This window comes from Zobellia uliginosa, assembly GCF_900156625.1.
GTDB lineage: Bacteria > Bacteroidota > Bacteroidia > Flavobacteriales > Flavobacteriaceae > Zobellia > Zobellia uliginosa.
In genome coordinates this window covers 217,448-242,537 of the sequence record NZ_FTOB01000002.1, presented here as the reverse complement: position 1 = coordinate 242,537, position 25,090 = coordinate 217,448, and the positions used below count along the sequence as shown (strand labels likewise).

Sequence of the window (25,090 nt, the reverse complement as noted above, 5' to 3'; positions counted from 1 at the left end):
ACTAAAGATCAATAAAATGAAAAATATTAGATTAAATTCAAGAATATCATACCTGATGCTACTGCTCTCGGTAGTGTTTTTAGGAGGATGTGAAGATTATTTGGAACAGCTCCCCCAAGATTCGCTAAGTGAGGCGGTCTATTTTGAAACTCCCGATCAGTTTGAAAGTTCGGCCAACCTATTCTACACCCGATTGGGCTTTGACTACGGGGATGAATCTTCCGACCTTTCGGGAAACATTTCGGGCGACCCGCTATACGGTCAAGGAAATTCCATTACCCCGACAAGCGATGATATTTGGGAAGACAATTATTCCTACCTACGTGCCCCGAACCAACTTATAGAGAAGGCGGCCGACTATCCTGGAGAATTTTCCGAAATAGCCGAATCTGTGGCTACGGCCTATTTCTTTAGGGCTTGGCACCACTTTCTATTACTAAAACGCTTTGGGGGTGTGCCCTTGGCGACCGAAGCATTCAACCTAGATTCAGAAGAGAGCATTTCAAAGTTTTACGGCCCTAGAAACAGTCGTTATGAAGTGGTAGGCCAAATCTTGAAAGACCTTGACCAGGCCATAGCCGACCTACCTTCCCAAAACGATTTGGCAGATGACAAGCAAGGGAAACTTACCCTAGAAGCCGCCAAATCTTTTAAGGCCCGTGTTCTTCTTTACGAAGCTACTTGGGAAAAATACGTGGGTGCTGCCACCGATGGCGACGGAACCAGTGAAGGGGCCGGATCAAACAAACCTGCCGATTACCCTTCTATAGCGGAGATGTTCAACGGAGCCAAGCAAGCCGCCAAGGAAGTTATGGATAGTGGTGCCTATGAACTATGGGACCAACGCGATGCCATTGGGGAAGAACACCTCTTCTATTTGTTCAACTTAGAAGATGGAGGCTCGAACCCAGCCGGACTTTCAAAAGCCGACAATAAGGAGTTCATCTTTCAAACGGTATATGATTTCACCCTAAGAAAGATCAATCAAAACCTGACCCACGCCAAGCCCGTCAGTCCGAATAGAAAATTGATGGACATGTACCTCTGTACCGATGGCCTCCCCGTACAGCACTCCGATGTTTTTGAAGGATACGACGATATGGCCTCTGAATTCGAGAATAGGGACTACCGTTTAAAGAGTTTCGTAAACGAACCCTTGAAGCAGTACTGGGGCTGGGGGTCCAATACCAATGGCGGAGGTGCCCAATACGGCGTTGCCTTTGAAGATAGCGGTATTAATTACGACTACAGGTACGTACCTCAACTGACCTCTCCCGGTGGTGCCAGAAACGTAGGTTACCAAGGAAGAAAATTTACCACGGAGTACAGATTGCGGGAAACCAAGGAAGAGTCGTACAACTACCCACAAATTCGTTTGGCCGAAGTGATGCTCATCTATGCCGAAGCAAGCTGTGAAATCAACGGTGGCACCATCTCTGACGGTGATCTAGACATCTCGATCAACAAAATTAGGGAGCGCTCCGGTGTGGCCCCATTGACCAATGCCTTGATTGCCCCTTTCCCCGACCTGAACATGTTGGGCGAGATACGCCGAGAACGCGCCATAGAATTAAATGGGGAAAACTTCCGCTTTGACGACCTTAAGCGCTGGAATGTTGCCGTAGAAACCCTAAACAAAAACGTATGCCTTACCTATATCGAAGGTACCGAATACGAAACGGCCGAAAATCCTAAAGATCCAGGAAACCCTATCTACGTAGCCGGGGCATTCCCTTACGGGTTAACCCAGTCGGAACAAAGTGTATCTACCTATTCAGGTATAGCCACCACAAAACCCGGAGCCTTGATCCTTGATCCTTCCGGTAACCGAAATTGGACCCTGAAGAATTATGTGGATCCCATACCAACGGATCAGATAGAACTTAACCCCGCACTAGTACAAAACCCAGGGTGGTAATATTATTTTCTGCGAGTTCGGCAGAAGTATTATTTGTTCAGTTTTGAGTTATTGAGTAAAGCAGCTGTATTTTCCGTACAGCTGCTTTTTTTGTTTTAATGCCCGAGCCTAGATGGCTTATTCTTTTGGAGCTTCCTTTTGCTCCATAAATTCCGTTGGGGTAACACCGAATAGTTCCCGAAACGTTTTACTGAAATATGCAGTGGAATTGAAACCGGTCATATAAGAGACCTCCTTTATGGAATACTTGTTCTCCTTCAATAGTTCGGAAGCATACCTCAAGCGTACCGTACGCATGTAGTGGCTGGGGTTTTTCCCCGTAAGGGAATTTATCTTTCGATAGAGTTGTGAACGGCCTATGCCCAATTCCTTGAGAAGGTCTTCCTGCTTAAAGTCCATATCCCCTACGTTGTCTAAAATGGTTTTGGTCACCTTGTCCAAAAACACTTCGTCCATACTATTGGTCGTAACCTCGCTTGCCGGAAATATACCGCCCACTTCAGAAAATCGTTGCCGGAGCCTTTTCTTGGTTTCCAAGAGATTATTGATCCGGGCAATGAGTACCCGCGTTACAAAAGGCTTCGATAAATAACCGTCGGCACCACTGTGATAGCCTTCTATCCTATCGTCATCCAAGCTCTTGGCCGTCAACAACAATACGGGAATATGACAGGTTTCGAACTCGTTCTTGATGTTCTTACAGAGCTCGAAGCCATCCATAACGGGCATCATTACATCGCTTATAATAATATCGGGAAAATGCTTTTTGGCCATTTTGAGTCCCTTTTCCCCATTAGCGGCCTGTTTTACCTGATAGAACTCCCTTAGGTCGTTGACCAAATGGGTACGCAGCTCTTTGTTGTCTTCAACCACTAGTACCCTTGGGCGGTCTTTATCGTCGGGCTGTTCGCCAAAATCTTTGGCAGCCACCAATTCATTGGTCGTTAGCATTTCGTATTCTACGGCCTTCATGGAATTGATCCGGAATTCATTCTTGATATTTTCCGTTTCCATGGCTTCCTTGTCGAGGTTCAACGGTAAACGCACCTTGAATTTACTTCCTTTTTTCGCCTGGCTTTCCACCGAAATATCACCGCCGTGCATTTCGACCAGGGCCTTGCTAAAGTTCAGTCCGATACCGGTTCCGGTCTTGGAGGGATCGAGATTGTAGAACCTTGAAAAAATATTCTTCAATTGCACCTTGTCAAGCCCGGTACCACTATCCTTGACCACGATCTCTACATAATCGCCCATTTTTTCCCTAGAGAAAAAGATGGAATCATAAGTGGTTACCTTTTGGGTGACCTTGTTGATAGCAACCTCGATCGTCCCTTCCGGCGGCGTAAACTTAATGGCGTTGGAAATGAGGTTTGTGATGATTTTTTCCACCTTGTCCAAATCAAAATGGGCCTGTATATTCTTTGAATCGGAAGTAAAAGTATAGGTCAGGTCTTTCTGGTCGGCCAGGTCTTTAAAAAGCATAAAAATATCTTCGCAGAACGCAACGATATTTCCTTTCTCGAGCTGAAGCGGCATCATACCCACGTCCATCTTCCTGTAATCCAAGAGCTGGTTCACCAAATGTAATAGCCTTCTGGCGCTACGTTGGATCGTCTGTGCCGAGTTCATCATTGGACTTGATTCATTAATGCTCGAAAGTATTTTGTCTACCGGATTCAAGATTAAGGTCAATGGCGTTCTGAACTCATGGGAAACGTTTACAAAAAACTGTAGTTTCATTTGATCCAGTTCGTGCTTTTGGTCTTCCCTCACCTTTTGGGTGTAATAGTGCATTATGGCCCAAATGAGTAGACCACCGGCAATGGCATAAATGAGATACATCCACCACGTTTTCCAAAAAGGCGGTAGGATCTCTATGTTCAATTTGGCCGAACCGGCATTCTCCCATTTGCCGTCGACCGAGGCCTTGACCTCAAAGACATAATTACCGGGTTGTAGGTTGGAATGGTTCACCACCCTGTTATTGCCAATATTGACAAAATCGTCGTCAAGCCCGTGCATCTTATACGCGTATTGCACTTGTTCCGGATTTTCAAAATACAGGGCTACAAATTCAAAAGAGATGTAGTTTTCATCGTATTTGAGCGTGATGTTCCCTATAGAATCCAAAGCACTGTTGATCAAGACCCGCCCGTTTATGGAATCGCCCTTGACCACCTTTTTGTTGTTGAGCTTAAAACTCGTGATCAGTGGATTTAGCTTTACATCGGCTGGAAGCTTTATATTTTCGGGATGGAAGATATTGAAGCCATTGATCCCTCCTGCCAATATTCTACCGTCTTTGGTCTTATCGATCGACTTGGTCTGGAACTCCGAACCTTGAAGTCCGTCGTGCACGTTGAAATTTCTAATCTCATCGGTTTCAGGATTTAGGAATGAAAGTCCACTTTTAGAGGTAATCCAAAAATTGTGATTATCGTCTTCCTCAAGGCCTACCACCAGATTATTGGGGAGTCCGTCAAGCGAAGAATACGATTTTATCCGTTTCAAGGTATCATCAAGGACAAAGATGCCCGAGTCAGTGCCCAACCAAATATGGCCCTTGTGGTCTTCGGTAATGTAGTTGATCCTATTGCCCTCTACGCCATCTTCATTGACCCTTTCAAAATCAATTTCCTCGGGTGCAAATTCTTTAAGTTTGTCGAGCGCTACTACGTTCAGGCCAAGTGTTGTTCCGATCAACAAGCGTTTTTTGGAATCGACATACAAATACAAGACAATATTGCTCGTCAACCCAATGTCTTTTAGGGCCGTATTCTTGTACTTGTAAAACGTACCCGTTTTGGGATCCAACAGGTTGAGGCCTTCGGTACGCAGACCGATCCATATTCTTTTTTCAAAATCTTCAAGGCCTGCCCATACCGAATTTTGGTCTATTGATTTCGGGTCGAACACATTATGCTCGTAGCGCGTAAAGATCTCTTTTTCGGGATCAAAACTATTGAGCCCCCCATCTAGGGTACAGATCCATATTTTGCCATCGGAAGACTCGAAGGTGTACAAAATCTTGGTTGAAGAAAGCGACCCTTCATCGCCCGGTACGTTTCCGTAATGCCGATACGACTCATTTTTTTCATCGAACAGGTCGAGTCCCCCATTATAAGCCCCGAGCCATATCCGTCCCTTGGAATCTTGTAAAACCGACTGTACGATTTTCTCACTTAGTCCGTTCGCCTCATTGGGTTGGTAGTAATAATGACCGAAAGAGTATTTTGAAGGATCTAATTTGCTCACCCCTTTATCATAACTCCCGATCCACAAAATGCCATCACGGTCTTCATATATAATAGACGGCTTATCATTGGCCAAGGAGAAGGGGTCAAAGAGGTTGTTCGTTATCTGCTGGGTTATGGCCTTCTTCTTCTTGTTGTAAAGAAAGATGCCATGGCCGTCGGTTGACAACCAGAAAACACCTTTATCATCTTGGTAAATATTGCTTACGGGAATATGGGAATCGGCCAAGGAAAGGTGTTGGAATTCATTTTTCTCTCGAATCCAAAATATCATATCCGACATATCGTTCCCTATCAGGAAATCCCCATCGTCGTCAATGAACACCCTTTTAGGAATATGGTTGAGCTCATACGGGTTTCCGCTATCGATAAAGACCTTGTCAAAATCGTCTTTAGACCGGTTGTACTTGTTGAGGTATTGGCCATCGGTCGTAATCCACAACTCGCCTTCCCTTCCCATTACAATGGCATTAACACCATTGGAGTCTATGGACCTATCATTAGTGGCGTCGTTTAAATAGTATGAGAATTTTTCGTGGTGCAGGTTATCGGCATCGGTCAGGTCTATTTTAACCACGCCATTTTCCGTAGCCACCCAAATGGCATTGCCTACCTCATCGTACTCAACATCGTTTATGATCTTTCTCGGACTGGTCGACAAAGACAATGGTCCATAAAGGTCGATAAGGGTAAACTTACCGGTTTCCTTATCATAAACATTCAGGCCATTATTGGTACCCACCCATAGTTTTCCGTACTTATCTTCGGTAATGGTATTTATTCTATTGTTACTGATAGAGGTCGTATCGTTTAGCACCGACCTAAAGATTTCAAATTCGTAGCCATTGTATCTATTGAGTCCGTCAATCGTACCAAACCAGAGGAAGCCCTCCCTATCTTGAAATATTTCGGAACAGGTACTACTGGATAGGCCTTCAGGGGTCTCAAAATTTTCGAATTTGAGGGTATTGAACTGTGCCTCTAATGTAAAGGAGATAAGGAAAAGGAAAAGACAAATATGTTTGGTGATAGGCATCTATGAATTTTACTTTAATAGGTCCGCAAACGGCCTCTCTAGTTAACCGACAAAATCTACGAAAAGATGTGCTAGCACCACAGTAAAATCGCCATTAATTTTTAGTATTTGGCAATAAAATGGTTGTATTTGACAAGAAGAAGTCGGGAAGCCCAAACCCAAGCCTTATCCACAACTTCATGGTGTTTTTCCTAAAATCGGACTCTTTTATCCTATTTTTTTCAAAAATAGCGCCAGAAGGTGACTTTTGTCACTTTCCAAACCAAAACTTGCCCCTACTTTTGTCAAGTGAAACCATCTCAACTTGTCATATCGCTTCTATTCTTGGCCATAACCCTGACGGGTAGCTTAAAGATTCTAGGGACCATAGGCTACTATACCCTGTTCACCGAAAATTTTATCGAAACCCTTTGCGAAAACAAGAATAAACCGGAATTGCACTGCGATGGAAAATGTGCACTCTCCCAAATGATCGCCAGCGAAAACGACAAAAACGATGGCATCAACCTCGATTTCCTAAAAATCGAAACGGTACTCTTTCTACATACTGTTTCCGAGATCCAATTCCCCTTTACCCCGCTTACTCATTCCTTTGATGTGGCCTATACCGATAACTACCGTTTTCGTTTGACGGACCGCATCAAGCATCCGCCTAGGGTCTAAAGTGATACCCCACTCCTATTCCGGAGGCTTCAAGGCTTCCGAAAACATCATTATACATCATTTTAAAGCATTAAACTATGGATTTTAAATATCTATTGGTATCCCTATTGTTTTCCATTGGGCAGTTCAGCATGGCCCAAAATTTCAGCGGAACGGTATGGGATAGCCAAAATAACAGTCCCCTCCCAGAAGCACACGTCATACCACGGCACGGCAAGGCTACCTACACCGATGCGGTTGGAAATTTTCAACTTTCCATTCCCGAAGAAGGAACGACCCTCACCATTTCCTATATGGGTTACAGGCCCATAGAACAGTTTATTAGGCCGTCTGAAACCACCACCCGATTCCTCTTGCAAGAGGCGCCCATTGAGGTAAATGGGGTAATGGTAACCGGGAACGCCAAGATCGACCCTGTATTTGCGGTAGTTACCAACGACTATGTCAAGAAAATAGTACAGCCCAGAAATGTGGCTGACCTCTTTAACGACCTCAACGGCTTTTCCCTCATCAAACGGGGCAATTATGCCATCGACCCTTCGTTCAGGGCTTCGCAGTACGAACAGCTCAACGTACAGTTTGACGGCGGCACCAAGGCCATGCACGCCTGTCCCAACCGCATGGATCCCATTACCACCCACGTCATTCCCGAAGAGATAGAAAAAATTGAGATCATTAAGGGCCCTTATACCGTTCGCTATGGTGCCACCTTTGGTGGTATCGTAAATTTGGTCACCCAAAAACCCGGGGTCGATGACTATGGCCTGAGCGGAAGTGTTCAAGGGGGCTATGAAAGTAATGGCAATTCATTGGTCTCTATGGCCCGCGTACAACAGGCCACGGAAAAGTACGACGTAGTAGGAAACCTTGGCTTTAGGGATTTTGGCAACTATGAGGACGGCGACGGCGTTGAGATTCCCTCCTCTTTCCGCAGCTTGGATTACGGCCTACGCCTCGGCTATAACTTTACCGAAAACCAACGCCTACAGGCCCATTGGCGGCAATCGTACGGAAGGGACGTGTTGCATGCCGGACTCCCCATGGATACGGAAAAGGACAATAGCTCCGTCTTTTCCTTGGATTATACCCTGAACGGCCGCAACGGCCTTATCAAGGCATTGGACGCCAAGGCCTATTACAGCTATGTCGACCACTTGATGACCAATGCCCAACGCCCCACTTTTATGATGGTCGATGCCGTTTCCGCCGTAGATGCGGTTACCGCCGGGGGAAAGGTAGAATTGGAACTCAAACCTATGGAAAACCTGAACCTCTTCACCGGGGTCGACTTGCTCCATATTGCCAGGGACGGCCAACGTACCAGATTGGTAAAACGAAATGCTATGGGCCCCTTGGCCACGCCCATGGAATTTACCGATAAGGTTTGGCAAGATTCCTATATCAACGATTTTGGGGTATTCCTAGAAGGGAAATACGCCATGGGCCCTAAGACCATTGTAACCGCAGGTTTGCGCTATGACGGGGTCGTATCGGAAACCAAAGATCCCGAAGCCGATTTTGCCGCGCTGTACACCGACCTGGACCAACGCAGCGAACACAACATCAGCGGTACGGCATCTGTAAAATACGCCCTTTCAAGTCAGTTTTTAATGGAAGTGGCCTACGGAAGAGGGGTACGTTCCGCCAATATGGTCGAACGATTTATCAACCACTTCAGTGTGGGACAAGACGCCTATGAATACGTGGGCAACCCCAATCTCGATGCGGAGGTCAACAATCAATTTGAAGTCGGTTTTAAAGGAAAAATTCCTTTGGAAGGCAAGGGATGGGATCAATTCACCTACGGTAGCTCCTTCTACTATTCCTTCTATGAAAACTACATTGTAGCCCTTATCGACCCCAGCCAAAGCCGGAAGTTTATGCCCATGCAAGAACCCACAAGCGTCAAGGTCTTTCGGAATTTAAACGATGCCTATAAAACCGGGTTCGAACTGAACGCCGGTATTGACTTTCTAACTGATTTCAATTTTACTACCGAGCTGTCCTATGTCTATGCCAAGAACAAAGACCTGGGCGAATCCCTTCCCTTGGTACCGCCTTTGACCACTCGCTTCAAACTCGGCTTTGAGAAGGAAAAATTCTGGGCCAAGGCCAATTATACCTTAACCTCAAAACAAGACAACATTGCTTCGTCCTTTGGGGAAACCGAAACGGATGGCTACAATATCCTGGATATCCGCCTTGGGGTCATTCCCTTTAAAAATATAACCATTGGGGTCGCCGCCTTAAATGTTTTCGATACCACCTACCACAACCACTTGAACTTCGCCTTTAACAACCAGGCGGATTTTGGCAGTGTACCCATCAATGACCCTGGGAGAAACCTATCGGCCTTTGTGCAGTACAAATTTTAAGCGAAATCCCACAAACCAAAAGTCCCGTCATACGCTAGGTGTGACGGGACTTGTTTATTTTGGCCTCTGCCAAAACTAGGAAGTGCTTATACCTTACAACCCTTTCCTTCTTTTTTGATGCCCAATTTCATGAGTATAACCTCTAGCAGGCACCACTTTGTAAAGGCCGATTGTATCATGTTCACCCCTATAAAAACGGTAAACCATAACCAGTTGATATTTACATACACGGCCAAGGCCACACTTAGCAAGACCATGGTCCCTACAATTACCCTAAAATATGTGTTTAACATTGCGATACGTTTTAATGATTAAATAGATCTTTCAATAGGAACCACAACCGCCTTTATGGGGTTATTGGTATCCAGGTTTTGATTGAATGCTTCGATAAGTTCGAACAGGGCATCGATCTTTTCCTCCTCGGTAAAGGAGAAGAACATGCTCGACTCCACTCCCCCTTTTTCACTGGGGAACCAGCTTGCGGTACGCAGCATAGAGGCCCCATTTTTATATCCATCAATATCGGAGCCGCTATAATTCTCGATATTCGCTTTTTTAAAGAGTCGCAGAATTTCCTTTTCGAATTCTTCTACAACGGTTACGATCAGTAGTTTCATTTTTTCTTTTTTTAGTCTTCGATCTTACTTGCTATTTCCTCACTTCCCGTTTCGGGATAGTTCTTGCGCTCTATCATAAAATATACCAAGGGCACTACCAACAAGGTGAGTACGGTAGATACGATGGTTCCGCCCATCAAGGAAATCGCCAGACCTTGAAAAATAGGGTCGAACAAGATCACGAAGGCACCGATCACAACGGTTCCCGCGGTCAACAATATGGGGGTGGTACGTACGGCACCGGCTTCTATGGCCGCTTGCTTTAAGGGGACGCCCTCCGCCAAACGCAGGTTGATAAAGTCGATAAGCAATACCGAGTTACGCACCATAATACCCGCCAAGGCGATCATACCAATAAAAGAGGTAGCGGTAAAGAAGGCTCCCATGATCCAGTGACCCAAAACAATACCGATCAATGACAGCGGTATGGCCACCATCATGACCACGGGGGCCTTAAAGTTCTGGAACCATCCTACGATTAAGATGTAGATCAAGATAATGGCCCCCATAAAGGCAATGCTCAAATCGCGGAACACCTCTAAGGTAATCTGCCATTCACCGTCCCATTTTACGGTATAGTCATCCTCAAAATCGGGCTGGCCCAAATACATTTCGTTAATGGTATACCCTTGGGGCAGGGCGATTTCCTTTAGCTTTTCCTCCATCCCCAGAATGGCGTAGGCGGGACTCTCCAATTCCCCGGCCATATCGGCCAGTACGTACACCACGCGTTTTTGGTTTTTACGGTAAATACTCTTGGCACTTGTCGTTTCCTTAATGTCTACCAAATCCGATATCGAAACCATGTTGCCCTGTTTCGAGGTCACTTTTAATTGGGCAATATCCGAAATGGTCGATTTCTCCTTTTCATCCAAAGCCAATACCAGTCCTATTTGCGTACTCGCGTCCTCGTCATAGAGGTTGGTAATGGCCCTGTTCGACAAGGCCATGTTCATGGTGTAGGCAATTTGCTGGGGCGCCACCCCGTAGAGCATGGCCTTTTCCTTGTCGATCTCGAATTGATATTCGGTCTGGTCGGCTTCCACCATCCAATCGACATCCACAACATCGTCGGTAGCCTTCAAGATATTCTGAACGCTGTTGGCGATCCGCATCTGTTCCCCGTAATCCGGTCCGTAGACCTCGGCTACGATCGTAGAAAGTACTGGGGGTCCGGGCGGTACTTCCACCAACTTTACATTGGCATTGTACTTGGCCGCTATCTTTTGAATATCGGGGCGCAGCAGTTTTGCGATATCGTGGCTCTGGGCCGAACGTTCGCCCTTATCGATCAGGTTCACCTGAATATCGGCCATATTGCTACCACCGCGAAGGTCGTAATGGCGTACCAGGCCGTTAAAGGTTATGGGTGCCGAGGTACCCACGTAATTTTGATAGTTCACCACCTCGGGGCGGGTAGACAGGTACTGTGCTATTTCCTGGGCTACCACTCCCGTACGCTCAAGGGTCGTACCCTCGGGCATATCGATTACCACCTGAAACTCGTTCTTGTTATCGAAGGGCAGCATTTTTACGGCAACGGACTTCGTAAAGAACAAGGCCATGGAGGCCATGAGCAATAAGAAGGTCAAGCCCAAAAACATCCAACGTTTTCCCTTGCTTTCGATCAAGGGGCGTTCAAATTTGTTGTAAAGCCTGTAGATCAAAGTTTCCTCCAAGGGCTTTTCCTTTTTCTCCTCCGCACCTTTCTTCTTGTCCTTTTCACGTAAGAACACATAGCCCAAATACGGGGTAATGGTCAAGGCTACGAACAAGGATAGGATCATGGCGATAGAGGCCCCAATGGGCATCGGTGCCATATAAGGTCCCATTAACCCCGATACGAAGGCCATGGGCAATACCGAGGCGATTACGGTAAAGGTCGCCAAAATGGTAGGGTTCCCCACCTCGTTAATGGCGTATAATGCCGCCTGTTTAAAAGGCAGGCGCTTCATCTTAAAATGCCGGTGCATGTTCTCGGCGATGATGATGGAGTCGTCCACCACGATACCCGTAACAAAGACCAGGGCAAAAAGCGTGATCCGGTTCAGGGTATAGTCCAGCATGTAATAGCTCAACAGCGTCAGGGCAAAGGTTATCGGAACCGATAAAAACACCACCAGTCCGCCTCGCCATCCCATGGCCAGCATCACCACTAGGGTTACGGCAAAGATAGACCCGATAAGGTGCAACAACAGTTCCGACACCTTGTGCGAAGCCGTTTCACCATAGTTCCGGGTAATTTCCACATGAACATCGTCGGGAATCAAATCCGCCCGCAAGTGCTCTACCTTATCGATTACGATATCGGCAATTTTCATGGCATCGGCCCCCTTTCGCTTTGCTACCGAAATGGTAACCGCAGGGTACTCCGATCTATGATCCGCCACCTTATCGCTTCCCTGTCCAAAACCGAGGGACACGTAACTCTGTGGAATTTCAGGTCCGTCTACAATACTAGCGATCTGCTTCAAATAAATGGGGCGGTTCTGCTGTACGCCCACCACCAAGTTTTCCACATCGTCCACCGATGCCAAAAAATTACCGGTATTCACCAAAAACTCGGTATCGTTCTTATCAAAACTGCCCGAACTCAACTGGGCGTTGTTGGCCTTGATCATTTCAGAGACCGATAAGAAGTCCAATCCACTGGCCGCCAGTTTATCCTTGTCTAAAACCACCCGCAATTGACGGTCTTGATTCCCGATTTTATGGGTTACGGCCACATCGTTCACCTTCTTGATCTCGCTCTCCAGTTCCTGCGCCATCTGGCTAAGTTGGTAACCGTCGTAATTTTCGCTCCACAGGGTGAGTCCCAACATGGGCACATCGTCAATGGCCCGGGTCTTTACCAGCGGAAAGGTTACGCCTTGCGGCATAATATCCATATGCTTGTTGATCTCGTTGTAGAGTTTTACGAAGGAGCGTTCAATATCCTCGCCCACGTAAAACTGTACGATCACCATGCCCTGTTCCTTCATCGAGGTCGAATACACATACTCTACCCCCTTAATGTTCGAGATCAGTTTCTCCAAGGGCTTGGTCACCCGGCTTTCCACCTCAGTGGGACTCGCCCCGGGGTAGCCCACAAAAATATCGGCCATAGGCACGTCTATCTGGGGTTCCTCTTCCCTCGGAATCAAAAACGAACTGTACACCCCAATGACCATAAACACAATCATCAACAGTACTGTCAACTTGCTGCCTATGAACATTTTGGCAATTTTACCTGCTAATCCTTCTTTCATCGCTATTTATCTTATTTTGGGCGTTCGGGCGGGCTTTTCACTCCTACTCCTCGTGTTCTTGATCGAAGACCGATCAAAAACACTGTGGGGTATCCGTTGCAATCCCTAACGCAACCGCTCGTTATCTTTTATTCTGTTTTACTGTATACTCACCTTGGCCCCGTTGAACAACTTTCCCTCTGAGGAAACAATGTATTTTTCGTCCTGTGAGAGTCCTGATAATACTTCCACCTTATCCCCGTAGCTTCTTCCGAGGCGCAACCAGCGCAACAAGGCCGTATTGCTCTGGCCCAGGGTATAGATACCGGTCAGCTGCCCCCGTTCTACCAAGGCCTCCTTGGGTACCATTACCGCCGCTGCATTTGCCCTACGCTCTACCGGAAACTGTACCGTAGCGTACATCCCCGATAGTATGGGCACATCGGCCGGCTCGAGTATCACCTTTACCAGGTACTGCCCCCCGGTATTCTTGGCCGAGGTGCTGACCTCTACCACCTTGCCCTTAACCGATTGTCCCAAGGACTTTAAGCGTACGCTTACCTCGGTATCGGGACGGATCTCTAAAATCTCCGATTCGGGCACCATGGCCAATACTTGGTATTGCCCCGGCGATTCCACTTCCAACAAGGGCATACCCGGATTCGCCATATCGCCCGCACTTATAAACTTGTTGGTAACGACCCCGCTAAAAGGGGCACGTATATTGGCATAGCCCATTTGGGCGTTTACCCCGTTCTTCATTTGTTTGGCACTTTCCAATCGTGCCTTGGCCATGTTGTAATGGGCGGTGATATCGTCCAGCTCCTTTTGCGAGGCACTGTTCTCCTTGAACAGGTTCGTAAAGCGTTGGTAATCTTTCTCCGCATTGGCAAAGGCCGCCTCGGCCTCGGCAATGCCCGCATTCACTTGGGCCAGTTTGGCCGAAACATCGGCATTGTTCACGCTCAACAAAAGCTGTCCGTTTTTAACCTTATCGCCCACCTTCACGTAGATCTTGTCTACATAGCCCATCATACGGGTGCTGATATTGGCGCTCTTGGCCGCCTCTATCTTTCCACTGGCCGTTACAAAGGAATCTTCCGTGTTTTCGGCTACCGATCGTACCTGTACCGGAACGGCCGGCGTGTTGTCGGCCAGGGCCTTCGTTTCTTTATCCCCACAGCTCGCCAAAGCCAGGCTAAAGGTGAGTACTGCGGCTATTATGTAGTTTCTGTTTTTCATCATCTTAGAATTAAATACTGGGTAAAACATTTATCGTAGGGTGTTACTTGGTCAAGAATTGCACATAGGCCAAGGCGTAATTGTGCTGAAAAATGGTACTGTAATATTCCAATTGCTTTTGGGCGTATTGGGTCTCGGCCATCAATAGGTCCGTGGTTTTCTCCAAGCCCTGTTGAAAGCGGTTGGTACGTATGCGCAACGATTCTTTCGATTGTTCCAAGGCAAGGGCCGTAAGCTCCAAGTTGTTCTTGGCATCTTGGAGCGAACGTATGGCCCTATTCAGCTCTACCTGACTTTCAGCTGTATATTGCTCTAATTGTAATTTTGATTTTTCGTATTCCGCCTTGCTCTTCTGGGCCTTCCCGAAACGCTTGCTTCCTTCCAGAATGTTCCATTTCAACTCGGCCCCGAACAAATAACCGTTGGAGGCCCCCTTGAAAATTTCATCGTCGTGGAGTTCATAGGTGCCAAAGGCGTTCAAGCGCGGCAAGAAACTCATCTTATCGGCCTTGTGCATCTGCTCGTAGGCCTTGCTCGCCGACGCCATCGCCTGTATGTCGGCCCTGCTTTCCGAAAATGCCGGACGTTCCAGATCGCTAACCCTTAGGCTTAGCGAATCTGCGGGGCGTAAGATGGCATAGGTGGTATCGTTCATTAAGACCGACAGATAGTCCGAGGCGTTCTTTATATGGCTCTGTGCGTATTGCAACTGGTTCTCTATCTCGCCTACGCGGACTTCCACGGCCAATACATCGGATTTCTGCAAATAGCCCTGCTTAAAGCTGTTGTCGGCTATACGCTTGTTTTCCAGGGCCGCCGCCTTGGCCTTTTCGAGCACCTCCACCGTTTTGTAGGCCAACTGGAGCTGCATATAGGCCTTGTCGAGTTCCAGTACGATGTATTCCTGGGTACGTTCCGATTGAAACTGGGTCGCCCGGTACTTGGCCTTGGCCGCCTTACGTTGAAAAATACCGTCGAAATTCAACAAGGGTTGTTGCACCTCAACACGGGTGGCATAATCCTCGATCTGACGGGGATCGTTCAAAAGATCCGGGTTAAAATCGGCCGCCGTTAAAATGGATTGGTTCAATTTGGAACCGAAGGCCATTAAGGGGTTGGTAGTGGCAATGCCCGTATGCGAAACCCCTATGTTGGGCAAGAGAACGGCATTGGTCTGCCTGTAATCGCCCAAGGCGGCCTCCACCTCCTGCTCGGCCATTTTTAGGCTGTTGTTGTTTTCGCTTACCCTGGCCATGACTTCCGCCTTTGTTATCAATTGCGTTTCCTGTGCTTCCGCAGAAAAGGAAGTCGCCAACAAAATCAATATCAAGAAAATATACTTCATCGTTCATGTATTTTCCACAAAATTACGCCCGGCTTCCGCCCTCCACAGTAACCATTGTTACCATTCAAAAAAAGCCGTCCGGGTTTCGGTATCGCCCATAAAAAAAGACACCCCGTTTACCGGGGTGCCTTCCTAAAACAACCAAATTAACAACCACCTATTTTTTAGGGGGCCTGACAAAGGTATTGACCAGCAAACCTCCCATAAAGGCCCCGTACAAGGTACTGTTCAGAGGGTTCGAGGTAATGGCACAAGTGCCCGAAACACAACCTATGCACGAATAGTACAGGTAACCGGCCATTGCCCCCACAGCAATGCCCAGGACCGTAAACAAAATCAGTTTTCGTGTCATGTTCATGTTGTTTTTCGCGTTCCCCCGTGGCCTCCGGCCACTACCACCAATATTTTTAGGCTCAACCAAATGAACTTAAAGAACTGGATGATGGGGTTGCGCATTACAAATCGTTTAGATCTTGATATTCTTTTCATCTTTTGCGTTTTTACGGTTTACGGTACACTGCCTCCCTCCTACTCGGGAATGAGCCACCAAAAGGGTTTCATCTTGGCCTTGTAGATAAAGGCGTAATGCAAGGCCAGTTTTAGCCAATGCCCCGCAAGTCCGATTTCACCAAAGGTCTTGCCCAATTTTCTCCCGTGGGTATCGGGGTATTTTTCAAAATCGGGAACAATGGGATAGGTGGTAATACTGATTCCACTTCCTTCGGTCATCCCATAACCCGCGGAAGCGATACAGGCCGCCCCCATGTTGCCCATGGAGCCTTTGTGCTTGAGTTCCTTTCCCCCTTTAATAAGGTCTATAATGTTATCGGCGACCAACTTGGCCGTAATGCCCGAGGGCATTCCCGTACGTGGCGGTGCCGGTGAAATGGACGTACCGTTCTTGCTCGTCCTGGGTCTGGAAATCGCATGGGGCGGCGCAAAGGCAATGCCCGGTGCGAAGATGTTTTTGTACGAAGGGTTCTGATAGGTTTCGGGCCAATCTTGTACACTCCACTCCTCGTAGGGCTTGGGGGTGTAATCGGCATCGACAATCATAAAGCCCTTAAAGAGCTTATCGGTAATATCGGTATGGGCCTTATCATAGGCCTTGAAGCCATACCCCGAGAAAGCGGGAATCAACATAGCAAAATCATAGGACTCCGATTTTTGCTCGCCCTCCAAGTTTTCGTAGTGGGCCACCCCGTCTTCAATTTTATGTACCCCCGCGCCCAGGATCCATTTGATACCGCGGTCTTCAAAGACCATTTCGACCAATTCGCTGGACTTCATAATATTGCTTCCGTAGCTCAGCAAAACGCCGTCCATACCAAAATCGCCCAGCTGGTATTCGTTTGAAATCCATGTAATTTCGGCCTTGTCCCTTACCTTGTGCCGGCGTAGTTCTTTTTCTACATTGAGGATGTATTCAAAGGCGGCCCCTTGGCAAGTGGATTTGGCGTGGCCCGTTCCTATCAATATTTTGGCCTTTTTGCCCTGTTTCATTTCTTGGATCAAGGTGTCAAGGGCCTGCCAGGCATGTTCGGCATGGGTATAAGTACAGACCGAATAGGCCTTGTTGGTACCCGGGTTAAGCCCCTCGGTCATATCGAAGGCCAGTTTGGGGCCCGTGGCATTGATCAGGTAGTCGTAGGTGAGCTTTTCGGTCTGGCCCTTAGGGGCTCCCGTCACATATTCGATGTTTACATAGGGTTTTGGGGTTTCGGCATCGCCCTCGGGATGAAAGGTAGTAACCTTGGCCCTTTTAAACGTGATGCCCTTTTTTTGGTACAGGGGCCCCAAGGGAAAGAGGATGTCTTTCGCTTGCATACGCCCGACGCCTACCCAGATATTGGAGGGTATCCATTGGTAGTTTCCGTTTGGGGAAACCACCAAGACCTCATGTTCCTTGGGTAGTTTCCTTCGCAGGTGTGCCGCCGCTACGTGACCGGCGATACCTGCACCGAGTATAACTATTTTAGCCATTTTGTTTGGATTTAAGATCAAGTCGGTTCCACGATACAACACGGTATTTATTTGCTGTGGCGGGAATCCGTAACTCCGATACCGTAAATTTCAGGATTCGTCCCAGCCCCCACAGCAACTATTGTTACAGAAAACGCAGGCCCGGGACGGATAAGAAACTTAGAGTGAAAAAAGAATTATAAAGACTATAGATCAGGTCTGGGTTACACTTTTGTTTAAGAAAATTGGGGGATTTTTTATATTGCGGGTGGATTTGGGTACCTAGATTATTTTTAGGTCTGAAAATATATAGGTATAGGGGTACGCTTATGCGGTTGCTGTGTTTAATTAACCGCACGGATAAAAAAACAAATTGTAACTTACAAATCTTGCAAAATAGAATAACTTTGCAATAAATGGCAGCAGCAGAACAAATAAAAAGTTTAATCAAATCTTTTGGGGATGGGGATGAACCTCGATTCTTTGCTACTGCTATGCAAATTGCAGCCTCTGAAGCTAGAAAGGGGCATACTACTTTTGCTCAAGAACTTAAAAATCTAATTGAGCGAGCAAAAAAAGAACGTTCCAATTCTTTTTCAGATAAAGCTAGAACCATTTCTATCTCTAAACCAAAAAGAGAATTAAATGAACTCATTGAGGTATTTCAACCCAAGATCAAGCTCAATGATATGGTTTTAGATAAGCAAGTACGTGAATCTTTGAATCGTGTTATTCAAGAACAAAGAAAGATAGATCTTCTAAGACAGCATAACCTGAGCCCAAAAAGAAAATTATTATTGACCGGATTGCCAGGATGTGGAAAAACAATGACCGCTCAAGCTTTGGCAGGAGAATTAGGTCTTCCAGTTTTTATAATTCGATTAGATGGCCTTATGTCTAAGTTTATGGGGGAATCAATTGCCAAACTGAGAATGATATTTGATGCGATGGAAGATTACAGAGGGGTTTATTTGTTTGACGAATTTGATTCGATTGGAGCACAGCGTGATCAGGGACAGGATGTAGGAGAAATTAAAAGAGTTTTAAATAGTTTTCTGATTAACATCGAAAAAGATCAGTCTAATAGCATTATAATTGCCGCGACTAACTTACCAGAATTATTAGACAAAGCACTGTTCAGAAGATTTGATGATATAATTAGATACCCATTACCAGAAGTCGGAGAAATAAAAAAAGTGTTGAAAAAAAATCTATCTGGTTTTTCACTATCAACAAGAACTTCTCTTGACAAAATTGCAAAAGAAGCCATTGGGTTGAGCTACTCTGATATTGTTGGAGCTTGCGAAGAAGCTATAAAGGAAATGATAATTATGGGTAAAAGTAAAATTGCCGTATCGTCTCTTTTGACTTCTCTCGATAAGCGAAAACAATAATCTTTGATGGCTAACCAAAACCCACTGCGACATATAAAAATTGAAGGCTATTCAAGGACTGAAAACTACACTAGTCCAAGGTCATTCTACCCAGATGCTCCAATTTCAAGAAACAGAATACAGCACGGAAACAAAATAAAAAGTCACTTAGAGCAAATTAGAAATCAATTTGCGTATAATAAGGGACAATCTACCCCCGAAGGAATTGAGAGAGATAATGTCATTTATGTAGAATTTATTTCTGATTTTGATATTGAGCCGGCTTTTGAAAGCCTTCATAGTAATGCTGAAAATGCTAAATATCAGTTATTAAGTATAAAACTTGAAAAGGTACAAGAAAAGGAAAGATTCAGGGTTTTAGTAATGTTAACTGAAGGGGGAATTTCCCACTTCTTATCAAGAGTGAATGAGTATATTCTATCAACAACTGAAAAACCAAGTCACGCTAAATTAGTTAGTAATTTGTCAGCTATAAAACTTGCGACATTACGTGAGTTTTGGACAGAACCTAAGGAAATTCCGTTTCCGGAAGAACATGAAGTGGTTTGGTGGGAAGTTTGGTTTAGAAGGAAAAGAGGCGTTGACACAACTTCTGAATATAATAAAATCATTAAGCAATTAGAAGCGGTTGATGCTCAAATTTCAAATCAAGAGTTAATCTTCCCTGAACACTTTATTAAATTAGTAAAGGCTTCTCCTCGACAACTATCACAATCCCTTTTTTTATTAGATAATCTAGCCGAATTAAGAAAACCAAAAGAAACGGCTGACTTCTTTATCAACTTAAATTTATTTGAAAAAGAAGATGCTGTAAATGAACTTCTAAGCAGAATTGAAAACCATACAGATGAAAATAGCATCGCTGTTTGTATATTAGACTCAGGGGTTAATAATCAACATCCATTACTGAGAGAATTTATCCCCAATAGTAATCTCTTTAGTTATAAACCTGATAGCTGGGGAATCCATGACAGCGGTAGTGAAATTCAAGGTGGACACGGCACGGGCATGGCTGGTCTTGCCTTATATGGTGACCTTGCAACTGTAATGTCCTCAATAAGCAATATTCAAATTTTTCATCAATTAGAATCTGTCAAAATAATTAATAAACGAGACCCTCACGACCCTGAACTTTATGGCTCTGTTACTATTGATGCAGCTAGTTCACCTATTATTGTGGCTCCTTTTCGACCACGTATCTACTGTATGGCGGTAACAGATAAAAATCAAGCGTATTATGGTCGTCCTTCATCTTGGTCTGCTGCTATTGACAAAATAACATTCGGCAATGAAGATGAAATCCTAGAAAAGCAACTGTTCTTTGTTTCTGGAGGTAACATTGTTATTGAAAAGCCCGATGAATTTCCAGATAAAAACATTTATGAATCAGTCCATGATCCTGCTCAAGCATTTAATGCGGTAACTGTAGGTGCATATACAGAAATGGACACAGTGAACAATGATGAGTTTCCAGATTCAAAATTGCTGGCAGAAAGAGGAGGAATGTCGCCTGCTAATTCTACGTCAATTATATGGGAAAATGATTGGCCCATAAAGCCAGACATTGTTATGGAAGGAGGTAATTTAATTAACCAAAGAGGTGATATCGATGCTCCTTCTTCATTACAACTCTTAACCACCAATAAAGATTATCGCACAACGTTACTACAAACATTTGGAGACACCAGTGCAGCAACTGCGTTGGCTTCACGTTTTGCTGCTCAACTAAAAAACGAGTACCCTGATTTATGGCCAGAAACAATTAGAGGATTAATGATACATTCCGCTGACTGGACACAAACTATGTTAGGCGGTAAAAATATCCAAGATGTAAGATCTTTTAATAAAGTAGAGAAGAGAAACTTATTGCGTTCTTTTGGTTATGGCGTTCCAAACCTAGAAAAAGCTCTCTATAGTGCAAAAAATTCATTGACATTAATTGCCGAAGAAGAAATAACGCCTTACAAAAAAGATGGCAATGTTAAATTTAAGGACATTCATTATTTCGAACTTCCATGGCCTGTTGAAGTTCTTCAAGACGTTCTTAGCGAAACAGATGTAAAATTGAACATTACCCTTTCTTATTTTATAGAACCAAACCCAGGAAGCCGAAAATACAGTAACAAGTTTAGCTATCAATCACATGGCTTACGTTTTAATGTAATTAAGCGAGAGGAAGACCCTGAGACATTTCATAAAAGAATAAATAAAAATGCTAGGAATGAAGAAGAGCAGAGTGAATATAAATCAGGTGGTGGTGAAAAGTGGTTTCTCGGGTCTCAGCAGAGAAATAGAGGGTCAATACACCGTGATTTTTGGATTGGATCTGGGGCAGATCTAGCTACAAGAAATCAGATAGCTGTATATCCTGTTTCTGGCTGGTATAGAACGAGGAAAAAACTTGAAATGTATGATTCTACTGTTAGATATAGTTTAATTGTTACAATTGAAGCACCAGAAATTCATGTAGATATTTATACTCCTATCAGAACATTAATTCCGATAGAGGTATAACATAATGCCTGCTATACCTCATTTGTAAATTGTATCCCCACTAGCGCGAGCGTCTCGCCCGTACCGTTCACCTACTACCCCAATCCTCATACTCACGATCAGGGCAGCAACAAAATATTGAACCCAAACACAGCGTTATAATACAGAAAAAGCACCCAAATACAACTGTATATATACCTAGAAATTGGGAGATATGTACGGCTGTTCTGTTGTAATCAAGGTTCACCCAAAACCAGCTAAACGAAAAAAGATTAATGAAAATTCAAGTTAAGGAAAAAACTGATTATTTATCAGAGGATAATTGGTTTGAACAAATTGTTAATTCTTTAAACAATTTGAATTGTGAACTTTATGTAAAAGGCTTAACTAAATTAAAACAATCCGAACAAAAAGTAAAAGTTCAAAATTTACAGAACTATATTTTAGAGCACCTTAAAGAATATCATTCTGATTTTAAATGGAGAACTGAATTCCAAGTGAGTGAAGCACGAGATGCAATAGATATTTTTGGAGAAAAAAATAATGAAATACTGATAATTGAATTAGACAAGTGGAGAGCTGACCAAGTTGCTAAAAAACTGATTTCAAGAACAGCTATTATGATTGATAAAAAAATAGGATTTATTTCTCTCTGTTATGCCGGAACTGAAAAAATGAACAAAAATGAATGTTTAAAGTTTTTTAGATACGGAAAAACAATTTTATCCAAACTGAATAATTACTATTGCGGAATGATAATCGAATAAATAATTACCGGTAACAAAAGTAACCATTGCACGAGCTCGCAATGATCAAAACAACCACCTCCATAACCGCTTTTATGGCGGTTTTGCTACCCCAATCCTCTCGCTCATCCCGCAAAAACACCCCTGAAAAGCACCTCTTGAGGTGCTTTGCCAGCGCACCATCTCGCCCGCTGCTAACGCAGACGGCGTCCTCAAGGGGCAATTTCCCATTCGTGAACGGGACACCCATAAAATATTCAACTGAAAGTCAACGTTATAATACGTAACAAAAACCATATAAAACGGTACCCATACCCGATAGGTGAGCGTCTCACCCGTACCCAAAATCAGGTTGCACTTACCCTTTTACGTAAGAAATTAATTATAAAAATTTTTATATTGTAAGCGAATTTGGATAGCCGAAAACTATTGTTTTATACCCCTATATAATGAGGTATAGGTGTATAAGGATACGTCTATACGATTGTTGTAGCTAATTATAAAAAACCGACCAAATGGAAGAAATATCAAAAGTAGTATCTGATTTAGTCTATAAAAAATACAATAAGGTAAGAATAGCTCAAGAGCTTTTAAAGAGGGAATACGCAACACAGGAAATAAAAGATGCTCTCAAAAAAAGCAAGGTCAAACAAAGAAATACAAATCAAATCTTAGGAGTTTTACTAATTATAATCGGTGTTCTATCTAATTTTTACACCAAATCGACTTACATAAACAATTACTTTAGATTTGATTTTTCTTCACAAGCAGATTTTATGCTTTTCAACGAGCGGATATTAAAACCGACCATAGCGATTTCCCTAATTTATTTAGGAATCAATCTTTTGATCAGTAGAGTAAACGTTAACAAGAATGTGAAAATAGTTTTATTCACTTTGTTAGGTGTTTTTACTTTATTCATTCTGTCCTACGATTCCTATATTTTCCCTATTATTTTCAGCGTAGTTTCTTTACTTCTAGTCTCGTTGACTGAATTACCGGAAAAAATCCAAAATTTAGAAATGGAGAAAATATTCCCATATATGAACAAAAAATGGAAAGGTTCCCCTGTTTATATTATGATAATATTTGGGGTAATTCTAATGGATTCATCACAAGTTGAATTCGTGTTTGTTCAAACTGGAGAAAGAAGTTCGTCAGCCTCTTTGGGCTTTATAGACCATTTTCTTCTGTATGCAAAACCAATCTTGTTTTATGGCGGACTCTTAACTGCATTTTTGTTAAGTATGAATTTTTCCAAATTTAAAATTTCGCTTTTCATTCTTACTGGACTTGCAGTTATCACGCTAATTATCAGCCTTTTTCATACCAATTTTCAAAATATAATATATGGTTGTTGCGTCATTATTATTTCCACTATTCCAGTATTATTTAAAAAAGACAAAAATGCTTAAGAATTTATCCATCGTAATGACCTTAATACTAATTACAGCTTGCTCTCAAAAAGAAAAAGCGACATTTTCAAATGAACATCTTTTAGGCGAATATTCGTCAACAAAAAATGGAAAGACAGAATTCGTAATAAAAAAAGATGAATCCGGCTATTATTTTCAACAATCCATTGAAAATGGAACAGGTTGGTCTCCAAGAGAGGACTTAACCGAAATGACGGAAGAGCAACTCAAAGAAGAGTTGGGGCCAAACTGGAAGGAATTCACCCTTGCGGGGTTGACCTCTGGTTTCTGTAGTTATTTTAGGGTTTCAGACAACAGCAAGACGGGTGGCATCAGTATGGGAAAACAACCAGAAACCGAATATTTCAGTCGTTGTTTTGGAGATAATTTTTTCTACAAAATCAAGTAAACAAACAATCTAACTGGACAAAACATTTGCTATACCCCTAGCGCGAGCGTCACCCTTTCCTGCTCAAAACACCCCTGAAAAGCAGCCCAAGGCCGCTTTGCCAGCGCGCCGTTTCGACGAAAGAACACCCCTGAAAAGTAGTCTAAGACTACTTTTCTGTCCCCTCAAGGGGACATTACGCTATGCGTCCTCAAGGGAGCAATTCCCCCTTCGAAGGGGGTGCCCGAAGGGCGGGGGATGTTCTTTCGAAGACGAATAGACAAAACCGAGGGCAAAGTTGCCCCCACTAGCACGAGCATAACGCCCATGCCGTTCACCTACTACCCCAAGCCTTACACTCCTGAGTATACCCGCAACAAAATATTGAACTCAAACACAGCGTTATAATACATAAAAAGCACCCAAATGCAACTGTATTTATACTTAGAAATTGGGAGATATGGGTGTTAATCGAATTCTATATCTATCGAATGGACATTTCTTTTTTTGGGAAACAAAGAATTGAAATCAGTTTGCAGCACATCCATAAACGGAAGAAAGAGTTTTAGCAATGAAAACGATATTGGAAACCACTCAACTTGAATTTGACAAAAGTAATTTTCTTATCGATTTGGTGGAACATGGTAATGGTCGATTATATATCGAAATTGTACAAACGATTTTAAACACTAACAAAAAATCAAAGACTCTTAAAATAAACCCTTCTGTATTATTGGACATTATTAAAGTACTTCAAAATTATCAAGCAAAACTTCAGAAAGAATCGAACCCGGAATTAAAGTATATAACCGAATCTGACCAAGAAAAAATTCAACAAAATTACCTAAAAGGTGTATCAATCAAGTATTTAGCAATGCTGTTCGACCAAAAACCTGAACTGATTGAAATGATTTTGAGAAACAAAGGAATTGAAATTGTTGAAAATACAATGCCCAAACCAAAGTTTTGGAGGAATTACAAAAATCGAAAAAAGAGAAAACGAAAATAACACACT

At 43.9% G+C, this 25,090-nt stretch carries 18 protein-coding genes; 9 read left to right on the top strand and 9 right to left on the bottom strand.

Translation table 11 applies throughout. The annotated features are described in order from the left end of the window. Window positions 1-16 precede the first annotated feature (16 nt). On the top strand, window positions 17-1,918 hold the full coding sequence (locus tag BW980_RS05830; RefSeq protein ID WP_076454017.1) for a RagB/SusD family nutrient uptake outer membrane protein: 1,902 nt from the start codon (window positions 17-19) through the stop codon (window positions 1,916-1,918). 117 nt (window positions 1,919-2,035) lie between these two features. On the opposite strand, the gene BW980_RS05825 is transcribed toward BW980_RS05830, so the two are convergent. Continuing rightward, the gene (locus tag BW980_RS05825; protein ID WP_076454016.1) at window positions 2,036-6,208 is read right to left on the bottom strand and encodes a hybrid sensor histidine kinase/response regulator transcription factor; all 4,173 of its coding nucleotides are present in this window, start codon (window positions 6,206-6,208) and stop codon (window positions 2,036-2,038) included. Window positions 6,209-6,496: 288 nt separating this feature from the next. Here BW980_RS05825 and BW980_RS05820 point away from each other — a divergent pair, with 288 nt between their 5' ends. Both BW980_RS05820 and BW980_RS05815 read left to right on the top strand, forming a co-directional pair. Beyond that, window positions 6,497-6,871 carry a hypothetical protein gene (locus BW980_RS05820; RefSeq protein WP_076454015.1) on the top strand — a complete coding sequence of 125 codons (375 nt, stop codon included), beginning with the start codon at window positions 6,497-6,499 and terminating at the stop codon, window positions 6,869-6,871. A 77-nt stretch (window positions 6,872-6,948) separates the two neighbouring features. Further along, a complete protein-coding gene (locus tag BW980_RS05815) occupies window positions 6,949-9,246 on the top strand; it encodes a TonB-dependent receptor (protein ID WP_076454014.1) in 2,298 nt (765 codons plus the stop codon). Between the two features lie 86 nt (window positions 9,247-9,332). Here BW980_RS05815 and BW980_RS05810 read toward each other — a convergent pair whose 3' ends face one another. The 8 genes from BW980_RS05810 to BW980_RS05780 form a co-directional block, all read right to left on the bottom strand. After that, window positions 9,333-9,539 (bottom strand): YgaP family membrane protein, encoded by a 207-nt coding sequence (locus BW980_RS05810; RefSeq protein ID WP_076454013.1) that lies wholly within the window; start codon window positions 9,537-9,539, stop codon window positions 9,333-9,335. 18 nt (window positions 9,540-9,557) lie between these two features. Further along, window positions 9,558-9,863 carry a hypothetical protein gene (locus tag BW980_RS05805; RefSeq protein ID WP_076454012.1) on the bottom strand — a complete coding sequence of 102 codons (306 nt, stop codon included), beginning with the start codon at window positions 9,861-9,863 and terminating at the stop codon, window positions 9,558-9,560. 11 nt (window positions 9,864-9,874) lie between these two features. After that, window positions 9,875-13,111, bottom strand: coding sequence for an efflux RND transporter permease subunit (locus BW980_RS05800; RefSeq protein ID WP_076454011.1), 3,237 nt, complete (start codon window positions 13,109-13,111; stop codon window positions 9,875-9,877). A 138-nt stretch (window positions 13,112-13,249) separates the two neighbouring features. Next, the gene (locus BW980_RS05795) at window positions 13,250-14,332 is read right to left on the bottom strand and encodes an efflux RND transporter periplasmic adaptor subunit (protein ID WP_076454681.1); all 1,083 of its coding nucleotides are present in this window, start codon (window positions 14,330-14,332) and stop codon (window positions 13,250-13,252) included. Window positions 14,333-14,375: 43 nt separating this feature from the next. Then, window positions 14,376-15,677: a TolC family protein gene (locus BW980_RS05790; protein WP_076454010.1), complete on the bottom strand. Its 1,302-nt coding sequence runs from the start codon at window positions 15,675-15,677 to the stop codon at window positions 14,376-14,378. Window positions 15,678-15,834: 157 nt separating this feature from the next. Beyond that, window positions 15,835-16,029 carry a DUF6132 family protein gene (locus BW980_RS05785; RefSeq protein ID WP_245799968.1) on the bottom strand — a complete coding sequence of 65 codons (195 nt, stop codon included), beginning with the start codon at window positions 16,027-16,029 and terminating at the stop codon, window positions 15,835-15,837. Window positions 16,030-16,031: 2 nt separating this feature from the next. Then, complete coding sequence (locus BW980_RS22915; protein ID WP_262507920.1) at window positions 16,032-16,166, bottom strand: hypothetical protein; 135 nt, start codon at window positions 16,164-16,166, stop codon at window positions 16,032-16,034. A 39-nt stretch (window positions 16,167-16,205) separates the two neighbouring features. Continuing rightward, window positions 16,206-17,660 carry an NAD(P)/FAD-dependent oxidoreductase gene (locus BW980_RS05780; protein WP_076454008.1) on the bottom strand — a complete coding sequence of 485 codons (1,455 nt, stop codon included), beginning with the start codon at window positions 17,658-17,660 and terminating at the stop codon, window positions 16,206-16,208. Window positions 17,661-18,055: 395 nt separating this feature from the next. Between BW980_RS05780 and BW980_RS05775 the strand changes: the two genes are divergently transcribed. The 6 genes from BW980_RS05775 to BW980_RS05745 all read left to right on the top strand — a co-directional run bounded on the left by BW980_RS05775 (window position 18,056) and on the right by BW980_RS05745 (window position 25,084). Continuing rightward, window positions 18,056-19,033 (top strand): AAA family ATPase, encoded by a 978-nt coding sequence (locus BW980_RS05775; protein ID WP_076454007.1) that lies wholly within the window; start codon window positions 18,056-18,058, stop codon window positions 19,031-19,033. A 6-nt stretch (window positions 19,034-19,039) separates the two neighbouring features. Beyond that, window positions 19,040-21,547, top strand: a complete 2,508-nt coding sequence (locus tag BW980_RS05770; protein WP_076454006.1) for a S8 family peptidase — start codon at window positions 19,040-19,042, stop codon at window positions 21,545-21,547. Window positions 21,548-21,801: 254 nt separating this feature from the next. Next, on the top strand, window positions 21,802-22,293 hold the full coding sequence (locus tag BW980_RS05765; RefSeq protein WP_076454005.1) for a hypothetical protein: 492 nt from the start codon (window positions 21,802-21,804) through the stop codon (window positions 22,291-22,293). A 494-nt stretch (window positions 22,294-22,787) separates the two neighbouring features. Next, on the top strand, window positions 22,788-23,687 hold the full coding sequence (locus BW980_RS05755; protein ID WP_076454003.1) for a hypothetical protein: 900 nt from the start codon (window positions 22,788-22,790) through the stop codon (window positions 23,685-23,687). Further along, window positions 23,680-24,096 carry a hypothetical protein gene (locus tag BW980_RS05750; protein ID WP_076454002.1) on the top strand — a complete coding sequence of 139 codons (417 nt, stop codon included), beginning with the start codon at window positions 23,680-23,682 and terminating at the stop codon, window positions 24,094-24,096. Before BW980_RS05755 ends, BW980_RS05750 begins: the two co-directional genes overlap by 8 nt. Window positions 24,097-24,646: 550 nt before the next feature. After that, window positions 24,647-25,084, top strand: coding sequence for a hypothetical protein (locus BW980_RS05745; protein WP_076454001.1), 438 nt, complete (start codon window positions 24,647-24,649; stop codon window positions 25,082-25,084). The last annotated feature ends 6 nt before the right edge of the window (window positions 25,085-25,090 follow it).